Origin of the sequence: Halobacillus hunanensis (assembly GCF_900166655.1) — a bacterium.
GTDB lineage: Bacteria > Bacillota > Bacilli > Bacillales > Halobacillaceae > Halobacillus_A > Halobacillus_A hunanensis.
This window is the reverse complement of the sequence record NZ_FVZB01000005.1, coordinates 83,567-96,497: the sequence shown is the minus strand read 5'-3', so window position 1 is coordinate 96,497 and position 12,931 is coordinate 83,567. Positions and strand designations below refer to the sequence as shown.

15 protein-coding genes and 1 riboswitch are annotated in these 12,931 nt (G+C 41.9%); of the genes, 4 read left to right on the top strand and 11 right to left on the bottom strand.

What is annotated here, in order from left to right; all coding sequences use genetic code 11:
• Nucleotides 1-77: 77 nt before the first annotated feature.
• Entirely contained in the window at nucleotides 78-179 is a 102-nt protein-coding gene (locus B5354_RS01465; RefSeq protein ID WP_079525257.1) for a putative holin-like toxin, read from the top strand.
• 205 nt (nucleotides 180-384) lie between these two features.
• Here B5354_RS01465 and B5354_RS01460 read toward each other — a convergent pair whose 3' ends face one another.
• Nucleotides 385-1,329 carry an MBL fold metallo-hydrolase gene (locus B5354_RS01460; protein ID WP_079525255.1) on the bottom strand — a complete coding sequence of 315 codons (945 nt, stop codon included), beginning with the start codon at nucleotides 1,327-1,329 and terminating at the stop codon, nucleotides 385-387.
• Nucleotides 1,330-1,467: 138 nt separating this feature from the next.
• Here B5354_RS01460 and B5354_RS01455 point away from each other — a divergent pair, with 138 nt between their 5' ends.
• Nucleotides 1,468-1,827 (top strand): hypothetical protein, encoded by a 360-nt coding sequence (locus B5354_RS01455; protein ID WP_176142375.1) that lies wholly within the window; start codon nucleotides 1,468-1,470, stop codon nucleotides 1,825-1,827.
• A 172-nt stretch (nucleotides 1,828-1,999) separates the two neighbouring features.
• Here B5354_RS01455 and B5354_RS01450 read toward each other — a convergent pair whose 3' ends face one another.
• From B5354_RS01450 to B5354_RS01440, 3 genes are all read right to left on the bottom strand, one after another.
• Nucleotides 2,000-3,199 carry a S8 family peptidase gene (locus B5354_RS01450; RefSeq protein ID WP_079525253.1) on the bottom strand — a complete coding sequence of 400 codons (1,200 nt, stop codon included), beginning with the start codon at nucleotides 3,197-3,199 and terminating at the stop codon, nucleotides 2,000-2,002.
• A 203-nt stretch (nucleotides 3,200-3,402) separates the two neighbouring features.
• Entirely contained in the window at nucleotides 3,403-4,371 is a 969-nt protein-coding gene (locus B5354_RS01445) for a bile acid:sodium symporter family protein (RefSeq protein ID WP_079525252.1), read from the bottom strand.
• Between the two features lie 58 nt (nucleotides 4,372-4,429).
• The gene (locus tag B5354_RS01440; protein WP_079525251.1) at nucleotides 4,430-5,734 is read right to left on the bottom strand and encodes a (Fe-S)-binding protein; all 1,305 of its coding nucleotides are present in this window, start codon (nucleotides 5,732-5,734) and stop codon (nucleotides 4,430-4,432) included.
• 148 nt (nucleotides 5,735-5,882) lie between these two features.
• Here B5354_RS01440 and B5354_RS01435 point away from each other — a divergent pair, with 148 nt between their 5' ends.
• A complete protein-coding gene (locus B5354_RS01435; protein WP_079525249.1) occupies nucleotides 5,883-6,506 on the top strand; it encodes a fumarylacetoacetate hydrolase family protein in 624 nt (207 codons plus the stop codon).
• Nucleotides 6,507-6,619: 113 nt separating this feature from the next.
• Here B5354_RS01435 and B5354_RS01430 read toward each other — a convergent pair whose 3' ends face one another.
• Nucleotides 6,620-7,468, bottom strand: a complete 849-nt coding sequence (locus tag B5354_RS01430; RefSeq protein WP_079525247.1) for a protein-glutamine gamma-glutamyltransferase — start codon at nucleotides 7,466-7,468, stop codon at nucleotides 6,620-6,622.
• Between the two features lie 90 nt (nucleotides 7,469-7,558).
• Nucleotides 7,559-8,416, bottom strand: coding sequence for an RNA-binding protein (locus B5354_RS01425; RefSeq protein ID WP_079525245.1), 858 nt, complete (start codon nucleotides 8,414-8,416; stop codon nucleotides 7,559-7,561).
• A gap of 232 nt (nucleotides 8,417-8,648) precedes the next feature.
• Here B5354_RS01425 and cyoE point away from each other — a divergent pair, with 232 nt between their 5' ends.
• Complete coding sequence (cyoE, locus tag B5354_RS01420; RefSeq protein WP_079525243.1) at nucleotides 8,649-9,590, top strand: heme o synthase; 942 nt, start codon at nucleotides 8,649-8,651, stop codon at nucleotides 9,588-9,590.
• A gap of 100 nt (nucleotides 9,591-9,690) precedes the next feature.
• Here cyoE and B5354_RS01415 read toward each other — a convergent pair whose 3' ends face one another.
• The 5 genes from B5354_RS01415 to B5354_RS01395 form a co-directional block, all read right to left on the bottom strand.
• Nucleotides 9,691-9,861, bottom strand: coding sequence for a YezD family protein (locus B5354_RS01415; protein WP_079525241.1), 171 nt, complete (start codon nucleotides 9,859-9,861; stop codon nucleotides 9,691-9,693).
• A gap of 103 nt (nucleotides 9,862-9,964) precedes the next feature.
• Nucleotides 9,965-10,070: riboswitch (SAM riboswitch) on the bottom strand.
• A 117-nt stretch (nucleotides 10,071-10,187) separates the two neighbouring features.
• Nucleotides 10,188-10,808 carry a restriction endonuclease gene (locus B5354_RS01410; protein WP_245804683.1) on the bottom strand — a complete coding sequence of 207 codons (621 nt, stop codon included), beginning with the start codon at nucleotides 10,806-10,808 and terminating at the stop codon, nucleotides 10,188-10,190.
• A 290-nt stretch (nucleotides 10,809-11,098) separates the two neighbouring features.
• Nucleotides 11,099-11,248 (bottom strand): small acid-soluble spore protein P, encoded by a 150-nt coding sequence (locus B5354_RS01405; protein ID WP_079525239.1) that lies wholly within the window; start codon nucleotides 11,246-11,248, stop codon nucleotides 11,099-11,101.
• 120 nt (nucleotides 11,249-11,368) lie between these two features.
• On the bottom strand, nucleotides 11,369-12,307 hold the full coding sequence (locus B5354_RS01400) for an alpha/beta hydrolase (protein WP_079525237.1): 939 nt from the start codon (nucleotides 12,305-12,307) through the stop codon (nucleotides 11,369-11,371).
• A 261-nt stretch (nucleotides 12,308-12,568) separates the two neighbouring features.
• Nucleotides 12,569-12,823 carry a hypothetical protein gene (locus B5354_RS01395; protein WP_240339698.1) on the bottom strand — a complete coding sequence of 85 codons (255 nt, stop codon included), beginning with the start codon at nucleotides 12,821-12,823 and terminating at the stop codon, nucleotides 12,569-12,571.
• Between the last annotated feature and the right edge of the window lie 108 nt (nucleotides 12,824-12,931).

The following is a 12,931-nucleotide window of genomic DNA, read 5'->3' as shown; positions in this document are numbered from 1 at the left end:
TGGAATATGGTACAATAATATACAGATAATATTCCTTTTAGGGCAGGTCGGCTAACCCCAATGGCAGTAAGGGGGTGATGCCTATTAGCATGTATGAAGTTCTGATGGTTTTATTTTCATTCGGGACGTTTTTGATTGCATTGCTCGCTTTGATCATAAAAATGATCAATAAAAAATAGACCTCCCTATTAGCCTCACATGTTAATCGGGAGAGGTCTACTCCTTAAGTGGATAGCTGATCCCCTGGGGGGAATCATTATCTAGAAGGGTTGCAGTGACAGCTGCACCCTTTTTTTATTATATGGTGCCTATAGATTTATTATACCATGAATCCCGGTCATTTACACAACCTGCAGGGAAACTCCTCGAGTAAAAGATGATAGGTTATTTTGCCTTGTCCAAGTAATCCATCAACCCCATTGCACATACTTCAAAATCAAGCTTCAAAATTTCATAAACAGGATGATCATCAGGAATTCCGTGTTCACTTAAATAGCCGGAAACTTTATCAAGGAGCCGAAGTTGAGTACCTGCTGCCCCCTCACCATTCGCATACGACTGTTCGGCGGCTTCTACAAAGACAGGAATCCATTCAGACACTTGCTTAAACACCTTGGCTGGATCTGTAGACTCCCCGAAATGACCGAAATAAATTCGATCAATGTTCATTCCTTTGATTCGATCGATTGATTGCTGCATCGCTTCGGGGCTGAACTGGTTAGGCGAAGTTGACGGCAAATAGAAAGTCAACCCACGATCATCTGTTTGATGATAGCGTATTCCTACTGTGTCTCCTGTGAAAAATCCATTACTCACTGGATCATAAATCCCTAAATGATGCTTGGCATGCCCTGGTGTATCGAGAAATGTAAGGCTGCAACCCTTCCCTATTGTTAGAGTATCTCCATCCTCTTTTATTAGTAATCGTTCTTCAGGTATCGGTAAAATAGGATCGAACAATTGATCAAATTGATCTCCATAAACAGCACGGGCTCCTGCAATCAATTTTGATGGATCTGCAAGATGACGCTTGCCGCGTCTATGGACAACTACCTTAGCTTCAGGGCACTCATTCAATAGAAGACCCGCTCCGCCTGCGTGATCAAGATGGATATGGGTCAAAATAATGTATTTCACATGAGCCGGATCTAGCCCTAACTCCTTCAACCCTTCCAAAATACGCGGAACAGATGGGCTCGGCCCCGTTTCCACCAGCGTTAAGTCCTCCTCCTCTATCACATATGTACCTGTTCGGCCTGACATGCCAAGATCAAAGCCGTCAATCAAATGAATGCGGTTACCAAGGGCAATCGGTGCTCTTTTTTCCAAATTCCATCACCTCATCTATATGTTTCTTTTAGTTTACTAAAAATGGGATTATTTATTAAGAATTATGACTTATCATAATTTTTTGTCACACATATGACCTGGGTGCGTATCATGATTTTGTAGAGGGAGGGGTGTCATATGACCGACGAACGGAATATGTATGATAATGGTTACGAAAAGCCTACCTATAGTAAATGTGAAAAGTATAAATACTTCCATGTGATGATTGCATTATCAGACGGAGCCACTATTGACGGAGTTATTGTTCACGTCGATGATGACGGCATTACTGTTCTCGTAAGTGAGGACGTTATGGTAGATGGCAATGGTGACGAAATCGAAAGCAGGCAGTATGGTGATTATGGATACGGTTACGGCCGTCGCAGAGCAAGACGCTTTAGAAGACTCGCTTTCCCGCTTGCAGCTTTAGCAGGGTTAGCTCTGTATCCTTATTATCGTCCATACTACCCGTATTACCCATACTATCCTTACTATTAACGGAGAGAGCCATGTGCCTCTCTTTTTTTATAAATGATGCCATAAGCACACGTCTTTATTACAGCCTCATTAGCGAGATCAAGCCTTGCGCTAAATGAATGTGAAAAAGGAAAAGCTCTCCAGTTACGGAGAGCCTTTTTTCCATACTATGAAATGAATTCTTTAGCAGTTCTTAATACCTTACAGCATCAAAGGAGTTGATGCGTCCATGTTCGAAGTAATACCCTGTTCCGCTAATTGGATCAGCTGTATTTTCAATGGCCGCTCGGATCTGCACGTTATTTCTCCCCTGACCCGCTAACAGTCCTGCAAGTCCTGCTACATGCGGAGAAGCCATAGAAGTTCCAGATTTGTAAGCGTATCCATTATTTGGCACAGTTGATGCAATCTGTACTCCCGGAGCCGTCACGTCTACCCATGTACCGTAGTTAGAAAACGACGCTATATTATCACTGCTGTCTACAGCACCTACTGCAATTACATTGGCATAGGAAGCTGGTTCAAACGTTGTGGAGACTCCACTATTACCCGCAGCTGCCACTACGACAGATCCACTGTTCCAGGCATAATTCACGGCATTCTCAAGGGTTTGTGTATCACAATTACAGCCTAATGATAGATTAATAACCTCAGCCCCTGCATCGGCAGAATAACGAATAGCATCTGCGATATCTGCAAGGGAGCCACTTCCACTTGCATTTAGCGCTCGAACAGCTAGAATGCTAGTATTTGGAGCCATACCAGCAACCCCGATTGAATTATTCGTTTCTGCAGCAGCCGTACCTGCCACGTGCGTACCATGACCGTTTTCATCCATTGGATAATTATCATTATCTACGAAATCATAGCCCCGAATTGTTTTTCCATCTAAATCAGGATGTGTATAATCGACACCAGAATCAATCACGGCAATCTCTTGACTGCTGCTCCCTCTTGCATAATCCCATGCTGAAGGAGTATAAGTATTTTGCGGTCCATATTGTACACTGCTATAGTAATAGTCATTTGGCGTCCAAGTCGCACTGAAATTGTAGTTAGGCTCGGCATATTCTACATTAGGGTTTTTATTAAGGGCCTTCACGGCTGCCTCAACATTCCCCACTTCCAACACCTTAAAGTTCGAATCTACCGGATCCTTTTCAGCGGCAACCTCTGCATTTAGGCCATTAAGTGCTTTTTTAGCATTCTTACCCTTATCCTTGAATTTTACGATGACTTCACCTTTGACGTAATTGCCTTTATCAACCTGAACGTTTACCTCTTTCGACTTTTCTGGAACCTTAACCTCACTTTCTGCAGAAACATCTCCAACATTCGGCAAAATGGTCAACGACATGGCGAGCGACAATGTTGCTAAAGCTTTGAACTTCATCAAATTCCTCCTTTTTTAGGGTTACTATTACCATTCAGCTAAATGCGGGAAAATTCCTTCATTTTCGAGTTGGGAAACACGACATGAAAAAAGCCCCTTTAAGCGGGGGCTCATGCGCTATATTGCACAGGTTACCATTTTCAATTAGATTCTCTCCCCATAGAGAGGCACAGGCTTATCTTTACCGAGCTATTATCTCGTTTCTAGGAGGGCACATTCACTTCTTCTTTCCTTGGATCCAACGAAAATTTGCCCAGAATATTGCCCGTACATGCTGCTAATACTTGTTGAAACAACATGCCAACAATCACAGGAACAGCTACAGCTGGCGGGAAGAAGGTAATGGCGATCACTGCACCCCCGCTTATATTTCTCATACCACTATTGAATGTGAGAGATATTACGGTACTTTGGTCTGTCTTCATAAGCTTCCCTGAAACATAGCCAATCGTATAAGCACAGATGGCCAGCATGAACACGATTAAAGCGATTAACAGTAATTTTCTATCAATGTCTTTTAAATATGGGGCAACAGCTGAGCTATTGATAGCCACAACGGCCCCTATTCCTATTTTTGTAAAAGGAGCTAAAGTTGACTCAAATGAACGCGTAACACCCTTGTTCGCAAATTGATTCACAAGCATTCCAATCAAAGATGGGACGACAATCATCCATAAAAGCCCCGTCATCATTTCTCTGCCCTCTATTTCCACCGCACTTCCTGCCAACCATTGCATCATCAATGGAATAATAAATGGAGCAAGCAATGTATCTACCAAAATAATCGAAAGGGTTAATACGACATTCCCTTTATAGATAGACACCCAGATTAAACTCGTAATCCCGGTCGGAATAACAAAAGATAGAATGAGGCCCATCGTGGTAAGCGTATCCCCAGGGAAGACCAGTGTTCCTACTCCGAGCGCAATGAGCGGCATAATCAAATGTAAGACAATTAAGCAGGCAATAAGGGACAAGGGGTGACGAAGCACATTCTTTAGATCGCTGAAATTGGAGCCCAAACTTCCTGAAAAAGTCATGAATGCAAATATCCATGGAACTAGAAACACAAACAGGCTAAGCCATTCATCAAAGACGACCCCAACAACGACTGAGATCGGTGTAATAAATGGCATAAATTTTTGTAAATAGATATTGATGGTTTCTAACATGAGCTCTGACTCCTAACTCTTAAACAGATCCAGCGATTTCATAAAGTAGATTAACGTATTAAACACGTTTCACCCTTGGCTCTGCTTCTAATAACAAATCTACGAGATGGAGAGCGTCTATCTCATGATTCGCCCCCTCTCGTTCAATTCCTAGTTTCATTTGCAAAAGACACCCCGGATTTGTAGTGATAATCGAGTCCGGGTGGACACCACAGACATCTTTCATTTTCACATCTAATACCTCCATCGATTCATCGTAATGAATGATGTTATAAATACCAGCTGATCCACAGCAGAAATCGGGACGATCCAGTTCCTTTAAGGTAACTCCTGGTATCTTTTTCACTAATTCCAGAGGCGGACCTTGAACCCCTTGCACATTGGTCATGTGACAAGATGGCTGATAAGTAACCGTTCGATGAATCGGCCGGGTAAACTCCAACCCTTCAACACCTGCCAGAACTTCTGAAATATCCTTTATTTTGGAGATAAACCGTTTAGCTCTTCCATGCCACGAGCTGCCTTCTTCAAATAAATGATGATATTCTATCAACCTGGCTCCACAGCCTCCAGCATTGTTCACTATATAATCAACATTTTCCTCTTCAAATGCTCGAATATTGCGTTTAGCTAACTCCCGCGATTCTTCCACCTTTCCTGAGTGAGCGTGCAGAGCTCCGCAGCAAGATTGCTGCTCTGGAAGAACAACTTCTAAACCACTTCGTAACAGCAGCTCAATCGTGTTCTCATTAGTTTCAAAAAACACACTATCCATCACACACCCCGTAAAAAAGGCAACCTTCCCCGCTGCTGGTCTATGGCGTATGTACCGCTTCGCACGTCTGGCACGTTGCTTGGGTGCAGGTTGGGCAGGCAGAACCTGTTCAAACTGACCCAGGTGAAAAGGAACTGCTTGCGTCAGAGATAAAGAATTCACCAGATACTGCAGGCCGGATTTTTGATAAAACCACGTGAAGTTTCCTAACCTCCCCATCCATTTGCCGGACGGAAAAAAGGAGCCAAACAGGAAATCTTCTGTTTTCCTCTGCCACGTAGATTTTACTTGATGTTCCTCAATCACTTCCTTTGCCCCTTCTAGGATTTGTCCATACTGAACATTAGTAGGACAAACTGTTGTACAAGCCATGCACCCGAGGCATTTCTCAATCGGCTCTTGTAAATCTTCTACAGAAGCCTTGCCCTCTGCGACAAGTTTCACGAGGTTAATGCGCCCGCGTGGCGAATGAGTTTCTCTCTCCATTGTTTCATAAGTTGGACAGGCCGGAAGACAATATCCACACTGAACGCAATCAAATGTTTTATCATAATTAATTTTTTCCTGAAGTGTCTGAACGTCATTCATACCATGCACCTCCAGAGGTTATGCAGGTCTTTACCCTAATTCTCAGCTTATATGACATTCAAATTACTGACAACAAACAGAGATGAGATATGATAAAGTGCTATTAAAGAGATTTTTAAATAATATAGTGTGAAAAGCGGGTGATTATATGAACCAAATTGGTACGATCTATTGTGTCGGGCGAAATTATGTACGTCATGCGGAAGAATTGAATAATGATGTTCCAGAATCTCCGCTGCTATTTACAAAACCAAGCCATTCCTACACCCGGGCAAATGGAGCTGATATTTATCTGCCAGGAGAACGTGGGGACGTCCATTATGAGGCTGAATTAGTCCTCCAAATAGGAAAACCTTATAAAAAAGGAATCACCGTTGATGAGATTGTGGATCAAATGGCTATCGGAATTGACTTTACCTTACGAGATGTTCAAAGTGATTTGAAGAAAAAAGGTCACCCATGGTTATTGGCTAAAGGTTTTCCCAACTCAGCGGTCTTGAGTCGTTTTATAACCTTTCCAGGTGTAGAAGAATGCAGGAAAAGGAGCTTTAGCCTTACCATCAATGGAAAACAAGTACAAAAAGGCAATATCCAGGAATTAATTTTTGACTTACAAACATTACTTGATTATTGTGCCTCTCATGTGGGCCTTCAGCAAGGTGATCTGATTTTCACGGGGACTCCAGAAGGGGTGGGGGCCGTCTCAAACAACGATCACTTCTGCCTGCAATGGGGAGAGGACAACTTAGGAGAGTGCACCATTAAACTTTGAATCCGTTATCACTTTTGAAGAATACAGAAACTCAGCAGCCGCTCGCTCCATCAAATCAATATGATACTCACCTCCTCCCAGCTCCTGTAGGAAATGAGGTGAGTATCAGATTTTTATGGTGTCCTATACATGGAATAAAGAAAGATAAGATAGTCCTCAAACTGAATTGAAGTTCTATTGTGAGGGACGATAGGATATTTATACTTTTGCTTCGGATGATTTCTTTGCGGTACAGAGAATTCCGCCAAATGTTTAAATGAAAGTCTTTTAGCTGCACTCATTAGATAAGCTGATTGATTTGAGCCCTGTTTTCTATTTTTATTTAACGCTTCTATCATTTCTTCAGCTGTACGTCTCCCCAAACCATGACCGAAATACGTTCCATCTCCCATGACTACAGCATTTTCCCCTCTCCATTGAGAAGCATTAGGGTCAAAATCCGGATTTTTAAAGTAGACGACATCACCTGGTAGAAAATCATGCGTATAAATAGAATGAATTCCGAGATCAGAATCAGAGTGCCAACTGTAAATGTAGAGGTCAGGAAATAAATAATTAAACGCGTCTTCACCAATGGTATTAAGAACAGCATGGTAATAAATAATCAACATGGCCCCTGCACATTCAAAGGCATACAGCGAACTATTCTTGTAAAAATCCTGAATAGCCGCAGAAGGCTTTACACCCCTGCGCAACTGAAATCCGCCTAATTCTGTCAAACGCCAGTACTCTGGATTACAGCGAGAAGTTGCAAACACTGCGAACTCCATCTCACTTTGATTCATTGCTTCAGCACTTAAAATGATCTGCTTTCGTAACTGAAGCGCAAACATTAACTGATCAAACGACGAAAATGAATAAATGATATGATCCCCTTGCATCTCCTCAAGGATGATATCTTCCATATTAGTGGAAGGCCACATGTCACTTTGTTGAAATGGCTTTCCCGATAGTAAAATCATACTATACCTCTTTTCCAGGTTAGGTATTAAACGTATGTACTATCTTATTCAACTTTCATTGTGATGTGTCACTGTCCCAAATTCAGATCCCTAACTCTTATTCACCTCCATCCAGGTTCTGGCTAATCCCTCTACCATTGGAGCAATTACGCTTCGATCAGTATCATATCTGCTGTGGGAAAAAGGATTCCACCCTGTTAAAAGTCCGCCTGCATTGACTTGCACATCCTTCGTCACAGCGCTATGGTAATGGTCATTTAAACCTTTTAAGGGATAGGCCAGAACATCATCTTTGTCATAGAAATTAAGCCACTCACCCTGAAGATGCTGATAATATTTCTTAACCATGGGAGAGGGAACTCTTATAGGAAGGCCGAAATCAATAAAACGTAGGGACCATAAGGCCATAGGACTGCCCATCGTGTAAAATAACGCCAATGTCTCCCCCTTCTCCAGAGGTGACTGTCCATTGTGTCTTCTCGTATGGATACCTATATTCTCATGTTTAAGCTGAAGGTCATAAAAATAATTGCTCGCTACTACTGACCCGAGACTATGGCTTATGATACATAACGGAGCAGTGGGACCCGCTTTCTCCTTCAAACGGTTCAATGCCTGGGCCAGGACAGCGTGTACTTTATCATAATTATTATCCGCTACAGACGATGGTTGATAAGCCACAGCATCTGCCAGAAATTCAACGGCAAACCGACGCAGTCTGACATAGTCCAAGTCCGCACTTTGCTGTAATTTTCTCCAAAGTCTTTCTTCCTCCGCTTCAAATATGGAGGACCAATACACAGGCACAATTTCTAATTCTTGTTCAGGATGTTGGACTTCCACTTCTTTCGCGAACCCTTTATAAATTTTACCGATCATGTATTCTGCAAAGTTTTTCTCTGGAGTGCCAGCACCATGTAAAATAGCAACAGCAAGCTTTTGGGTCATCTTCTCCCTCCTAAGCCTTTGAACGGATTTTCGTTCCAATTTCTTCTATCCAAAGAAACAGCAAATCATGTCGAAAGCGGTCTGCAGCTCTGATCTATCAGGGAATAACTTGTCAAAATTCGTTCAAAACTTCTTGACATTTTCCCGAAATTTACCCCGCTGACAGGTTATTTCTAACGTAATGTGATAGAATTCTCTTATATAGTGTAATGCAAAAGAAAAGAGGGAAACTATGAGAAGTAGTGTAAAGACGGACAAAAGCATTAAAGAGTCTTCTCTTCCTATACCAAAGCAGGCTTTGTCAAAAGTCCTAGCTGAAACGATAAAAACAGGAATCGTCAAATCAAATGTAATTGCCATGTTTGCAGGTCTTGCACTGGCTCTATATGTGAACGGAATCAGCCCGCTTACGAAGCTGCCAGAAGTTATCTTTGCCTTGATCGGCTCGTCTCTCGTCATAGGTGCAGCTGGAGCATTTAATAATTTATATGACCGAGATATCGATGCCATCATGGATCGGACCAAAAACCGCCCAACCGTAACAGGGAGGATGGAGTTGAAATCCACTCTCACACTTGGTATATCTATGGCATTACTAGGCCTTATTATTCTCGCACTGGCATCACCGCTTGCTGCAGTCTTTGGTTTAATTGGGTTATTTATTTATGTTGTTCCCTACACCATGTGGTCAAAACGAAAAACAATTTACAATACAGAAATCGGCAGCTTATCAGGAGCCGTACCGCCCTTGATCGGGTGGGCAGCGATTTCTCCTAATATGCTTCACCCGGGAATCATCGGATTGTTTCTCATTATGGTCCTCTGGCAGATGCCGCACTTTTATGCGATTGCTATTCGTCGACACGATGAATATAAAGCGGCTAGTGTTCCAATGCTCCCTGTTGTGAAAGGGCTAAGACGCACGTATATTCAAACAAATATTTATCTAGTTGCCTTAATCGGAGCCAGTTTCTTATTCGCCTCACTTTCAATAGGGATTATGATGGCTGCTTTATTCTTCAGCACAGCTTGGCTCGTATTAAGTATTGTCGGCTATAGAAAAATGAGTCCAGAAAAGTGGGCTAAAACGATGTTTATTTTTTCACTTAACCACCTGACTATTTTATTCGTCACCATTATCCTATACTCCTTTGTTGGTTCCTTTTTTAAATAGGTTTGGTATTGCATACGGCAGGTTATCTTCCTATTCCAACAGCAAGGCACCTTTCTATTTCATTTAACATAGAAAGGTGCCTTTAATTGTTTAAGCAGTACTATGTATTTATTTTCTTGGAACCATTGTCGCCTGATGTATAACGTTGCTTCTCAGTGGTGTCGATTTGAGTAACTTCCCCATTGTGTACCGTGACCACTAATGAACCAAACTCTAACCTTTCCAACTTCGAGATAATATCCTTAATTTTTCTTTCATCAATGTCTGCCATACAAGCCCTCCTCTATTGCTTCTCCCCTGTGCACATGCAATCCAACATAAAAAACCTCTTCTCACAAAATAAGAAGAGGTTTAAGCATCCGATTACTTCGCCCTTCTTATCTTTTCAAACCTTAACGGCATGCTGGAATTGGCACAGTACTGTTGCAGTCTGCTGCCGAGGCTTCGAAGGGCCAGTCCCTCCACCTCTCTGGATAAGAAATATATATTATTTAATTATCCTATAATTTACACTCCCTAGCACTAATTGTCAATCATTTATTGTGAACTTTTCGACTATTCAACCCCTACACAATGTTTCAGAAGAAAATAAGTTCATTAGGCCTCCTCCATTTCGCCTATTAACTCCTTATCCACTTCTTTCACACCTTCCAGCCAGTACTCTACAAGGTCCAATCCATCAATAAGTTCAATGTTCTTTAATGAATGAGCATAATTTACAGCATTCTTGTTAAAAGAGCCGGTGGTAATCACGTAGCCCCCTGTGGCACCTTCCTTCACTATATTTGAATGAAGTAATGCAATTGGTTCATATCCCATGTCATCCTTATAGCATTTCACCTGTGCTAAATATTTCTTATCCTTTACGGTAAGGTCAAAATCAACGCCAAAATCCCAGGAAGGATTCGTGACCCAGGCAGTGCCATTGAATTTCTTTTCAAAAATATTCGCCACAAATCGTTCGAAAGTAACTGGGTCTTCCTTGATAAATAGTTTGGAGTACTTTTCCTCCACCACTTCCCCTGCCTTTGTCTGGACTGTTTCCTTATTCTTAAACCTATAATAAATCCCCATCGCCAGGGTCCTCTTCAAATTTTCATCCGTTTCAATTTGTTCAATAATCGTTAAGGCTTTATGATGGTGTGATTTCCGTACTACCCATAAGTGAATGAGCGATATGGCTGCGACAATTAAAGCAGCTATTTCAATTAACCCCATATGTTTTAACCTCCCGTTTCAATAGGCTATACGATTAATTGTTAACATACTCTAATTCTTTCATTCACTGTCGGTGGGAAAATCCGTCTAACTGGCATGAGGCTGAAGATATACTATTGGAACATTTATGGTGGGGTCGGCGGACGTAAGGACCTAATTACGCAGGAAACATATTAAGGTGGGAACGAAAGTGATAGTGAGCGTCTTTTCAATCTGTTCAGTCCTAGATTATTGAGTCCATCGAATCAAAAAGAGAGAGGAAATTTGTCCTCTCTCTTCTTTTAAATTCTTTACATATCGTGGTGAGATTTTTGATTTTGGCGAGAATGATTGGCATTTTTAACTTTATGAGATCCGCTCATTGGTTCTCCATAAGGCTGGTCCGGGCTTTTGGGCAAATTCGGTTGTTTCTGCTGTTTTGGTCCTTTAGGGGTAGACATCTTTGTGTTCCTCCTTCCTTTTATATGAATAGTTTTTGAAAATTGATCGTTAACTATTCATCCTTGAAAGGGAGACAAAGGTATATTTGATTCGATTTAACAAAGCATTCCAGACTGCGTTTAGTATCTTTCAAAGGAAATACGCAGTTCGTTCCCCGCTTGCTCTAAAGCCCGCTTTCCTTGATCAAGCTTATCCGCCATGCTTACAAACCCATGAATCATACCATCATATCGTGTAAGAACCACGGGTACACCCGCTTCCTTTAAACGTCTTCCGTACGCCTCCCCTTCATCACGGAGAGGATCATATTCTGCCGTGATTACAGTGGCAGGCGGCAGCCCTGAAAAATCTTCAATGAGAATTGGCGATGCCAACGGATTCTCAGCATCCTCGGGAGTTTGGAGGTAGTGGTCGCGGAAATAGACCATACTGCCTCTGGTTAGAAAATATCCCTCCGCGTTCTCCCTCATCGATGCTGTTTCTGCTGTGAAATCAGTGGAAGGGTAAATGAGCAGCTGATGGACAAGCTGTGGTGTTCCACGTTCTTTAGCTAAGTAGGAAATTACTGCCGAAATATTTCCTCCGGCACTATCCCCACCGACAGCTATTCGAGAAGGATCAATGTTAAAAATAGAAGGTTGATCGGCTATCCACTTTACAACTGCATAACAATCGTCCACCGCAGCAGGGAATTTATGTTCAGGGGCAAGACGATAATCAATTGAAATGACCACACAATCGGCTAAGTTTGTCAGCGCACGGCACACATTATCATGAGTATCCAGGCTGCCGATAACCCAACCGCCGCCATGGCAGAAAACGAGTGCTGGATGAGGCCCTGCACCTTCAGGGGTGTAAACCCTTACCTTGATATCTTCACTCGGTCCTGGAATTGAACGATCTTCGACGATGTGTACGGGTTCTTGTGGTTCCTCCGAATTAGCTTCTAAGGACTCAAATGCCTGGCGAGCGTATATCGGAGGCAAACTTTCTAACGGTGGAGCACCATTTGCTTCTAATTGTTGTAGTAACATTTTCACTTGTGGATCTAGTCCCATGTTTCATTCCCCTTTTTTTGAAAAAATGGTGACTTTAACTTGGTTACAAATCTAATTTTATTATAGAAGTTCCTTATCGACTTTGGCAATTTCTAACTTATTGGCAAGTCATCTCGTTCCCTGCTTTTGGGAAGGGAATAGTTTCGAACCTAATAAAGAACCTAAAAACGCTGCTAATACAGTCAAACTCAAGAGCTAAAAAATGAAATGAACCCAGTACCAAAGGAAATGGTAACCGGGTTCATTCATACTTCTATATGGCTATTCGCTCTCTACACTCTCAAACAAATCCGTAAATTTAGCTACGTTATCATAAGTAAACTCAAACGCCATTCTTATCTCTCCATAACCCGGATGATACACGTACCCTTGTACTTCATAACTATTTTCGTTCTCTCTAACTTTTGTTAAATGGAAGTACCTTTGGAAGTACTGTCCCATCTCCTCAAGTTTCTTATTTCTCTCTCTAACCCATTGCTCTTTACGTTCTTCTGTTGGAAAATCAGATTTCTTCACTATACCTCCACCCCTTTGAGAAAGTTCCCATCTTCTATTTTGATGATTTTTCTCAATCATCATTCTTTACCATGCTACTTATCTTATCATAAGATCAGATGCAATTAT

What these genes read in the sequence shown, in the direction of transcription:
- B5354_RS01465 (WP_079525257.1), top strand. Translation starts at nt 78, where the DNA reads ATGCCTATTAGCATGTATGAAGTTCTGATGGTTTTATTTTCATTCGGG.
- B5354_RS01455 (WP_176142375.1), top strand. Translation starts at nt 1,468, where the DNA reads ATGACCGACGAACGGAATATGTATGATAATGGTTACGAAAAGCCTACC.
- B5354_RS01450 (WP_079525253.1), bottom strand. Translation starts at nt 3,199, where the DNA reads ATGAAGTTCAAAGCTTTAGCAACATTGTCGCTCGCCATGTCGTTGACC.
- B5354_RS01445 (WP_079525252.1), bottom strand. Translation starts at nt 4,371, where the DNA reads ATGTTAGAAACCATCAATATCTATTTACAAAAATTTATGCCATTTATT.
- B5354_RS01440 (WP_079525251.1), bottom strand. Translation starts at nt 5,734, where the DNA reads ATGAATGACGTTCAGACACTTCAGGAAAAAATTAATTATGATAAAACA.
- B5354_RS01435 (WP_079525249.1), top strand. Translation starts at nt 5,883, where the DNA reads ATGAACCAAATTGGTACGATCTATTGTGTCGGGCGAAATTATGTACGT.
- B5354_RS01430 (WP_079525247.1), bottom strand. Translation starts at nt 7,468, where the DNA reads ATGATTTTACTATCGGGAAAGCCATTTCAACAAAGTGACATGTGGCCT.
- B5354_RS01425 (WP_079525245.1), bottom strand. Translation starts at nt 8,416, where the DNA reads ATGACCCAAAAGCTTGCTGTTGCTATTTTACATGGTGCTGGCACTCCA.
- cyoE (WP_079525243.1), top strand. Translation starts at nt 8,649, where the DNA reads ATGAGAAGTAGTGTAAAGACGGACAAAAGCATTAAAGAGTCTTCTCTT.
- B5354_RS01415 (WP_079525241.1), bottom strand. Translation starts at nt 9,861, where the DNA reads ATGGCAGACATTGATGAAAGAAAAATTAAGGATATTATCTCGAAGTTG.
- B5354_RS01410 (WP_245804683.1), bottom strand. Translation starts at nt 10,808, where the DNA reads ATGGGGTTAATTGAAATAGCTGCTTTAATTGTCGCAGCCATATCGCTC.
- B5354_RS01405 (WP_079525239.1), bottom strand. Translation starts at nt 11,248, where the DNA reads ATGTCTACCCCTAAAGGACCAAAACAGCAGAAACAACCGAATTTGCCC.
- B5354_RS01400 (WP_079525237.1), bottom strand. Translation starts at nt 12,307, where the DNA reads ATGGGACTAGATCCACAAGTGAAAATGTTACTACAACAATTAGAAGCA.